The 1197-nt window shown below is 69.7% G+C and carries 1 protein-coding gene and 5 tRNA genes; 1 reads left to right on the top strand and 5 read right to left on the bottom strand.

Going from position 1 to position 1197, the window contains the following annotated elements; genetic code table 11:
- Positions 1 to 267, top strand: a 267-nt coding sequence (locus ACZ5WK_RS40305) for an IclR family transcriptional regulator domain-containing protein (protein WP_465555540.1), incomplete at its 5' end; no start/stop codon positions are given.
- A gap of 114 nt (positions 268 to 381) precedes the next feature.
- Here ACZ5WK_RS40305 and ACZ5WK_RS40300 read toward each other — a convergent pair.
- The 5 genes from ACZ5WK_RS40300 to ACZ5WK_RS40280 form a co-directional block, all read right to left on the bottom strand.
- Positions 382 to 456: transfer RNA gene (locus ACZ5WK_RS40300), tRNA-Gln, on the bottom strand.
- Positions 457 to 516: 60 nt separating this feature from the next.
- A tRNA-Glu gene (locus ACZ5WK_RS40295) sits at positions 517 to 592 on the bottom strand.
- Positions 593 to 618: 26 nt separating this feature from the next.
- Positions 619 to 691: transfer RNA gene (locus tag ACZ5WK_RS40290), tRNA-Glu, on the bottom strand.
- Positions 692 to 718: 27 nt separating this feature from the next.
- Positions 719 to 791 (bottom strand) — tRNA-Glu (locus ACZ5WK_RS40285).
- 40 nt (positions 792 to 831) lie between these two features.
- Positions 832 to 903 (bottom strand) — tRNA-Gln (locus ACZ5WK_RS40280).
- Positions 904 to 1197 lie beyond the last annotated feature (294 nt).

Raw genomic sequence — 1197 nt, 5'->3', positions numbered from 1 at the left:
CGGCTCCACCGCGGCCTCCAGGGCGCCCGCTTCACCGCCACCGCCCTGAGCGGCGTCCGCCGCCGCGGCTGGGCCCAGTCGATCGGCGAGCGCGAGCCGGGCGTGGCCTCGGTCTCCGCGCCCGTCCGCGGCCCCTCCAACCGCGTGGTGGCCGCCGTCTCCGTCTCCGGCCCGATCGAGCGCCTGACCCGCCACCCGGGCCGGCTGCACGCCCAGGCCATCATCGAGGCCGCCAACCGTCTGACCGAGGCCCTGCGCCGCGGCTGACCACTCCCCCACCGATAACGGAAAGGGCCCCGCACACTCCGGTGCGCGGGGCCCTTTCGGCAATGTCCCGGGAAATGCAAAAAAGCCCCGGTGGCCGGGGCTTCATTCTCTATCTGGCTGGGGTACCAGGACTCGAACCTAGACTAAATGAACCAGAATCACTCGTGCTGCCAATTACACCATACCCCAACAAAGCAATCGGCCGATGGGCGTTCCTTCGAGGAGGACACAGCCACCGGCTTCGTGCTCTGGTACCCCCGACCGGATTCGAACCGGCGCTACTGCCGTGAGAGGGCAGCGTGCTAGGCCGCTACACAACGGGGGCTTCCTGACGATCCCTTGCGGGATCAGTACCCCCGACCGGATTCGAACCGGCGCTACTGCCGTGAGAGGGCAGCGTGCTAGGCCGCTACACAACGGGGGCTTTCCAGGTGATCCCTTGCGGGATCAGTACCCCCGACCGGATTCGAACCGGCGCTACTGCCGTGAGAGGGCAGCGTGCTAGGCCGCTACACAACGGGGGCTTGATCTTCATTTGTACTGCTGGGTACTGCTCGTACTGCGCTGGGGTACCAGGACTCGAACCTAGACTAAATGAACCAGAATCACTCGTGCTGCCAATTACACCATACCCCACCAGAGTTGAACCCCTGCGGGCCCTTCTCAGGCGTTGCGCCTCTCGTTCGGAACCGGCGGGGGTTTCGCTCCCTCGTCCGTTCCCTCCCGGGCGGCGCAGAAAGAACATTACCCGACGTCTGCCCCGGCTCCAAAATCGATAACCCCAGGCAGCGGCCGGGGGGGGGGGGGGGGGGGGGGGGGGGGGGGGGGGGGGGGGGGGGAGGGGGGGGGGGGGGGGGGGGGGGGGGGGGGGGGGTGGGGAAGGGGGGGGGGGGGGGGGGGGGGGGGGGGGGGGGGGGGGGGGGGGGGGGG

Source organism: Kitasatospora sp. NPDC032757 (genome assembly GCF_055579305.1).
This window is presented reverse-complemented; position numbering and strand designations above follow the sequence as displayed.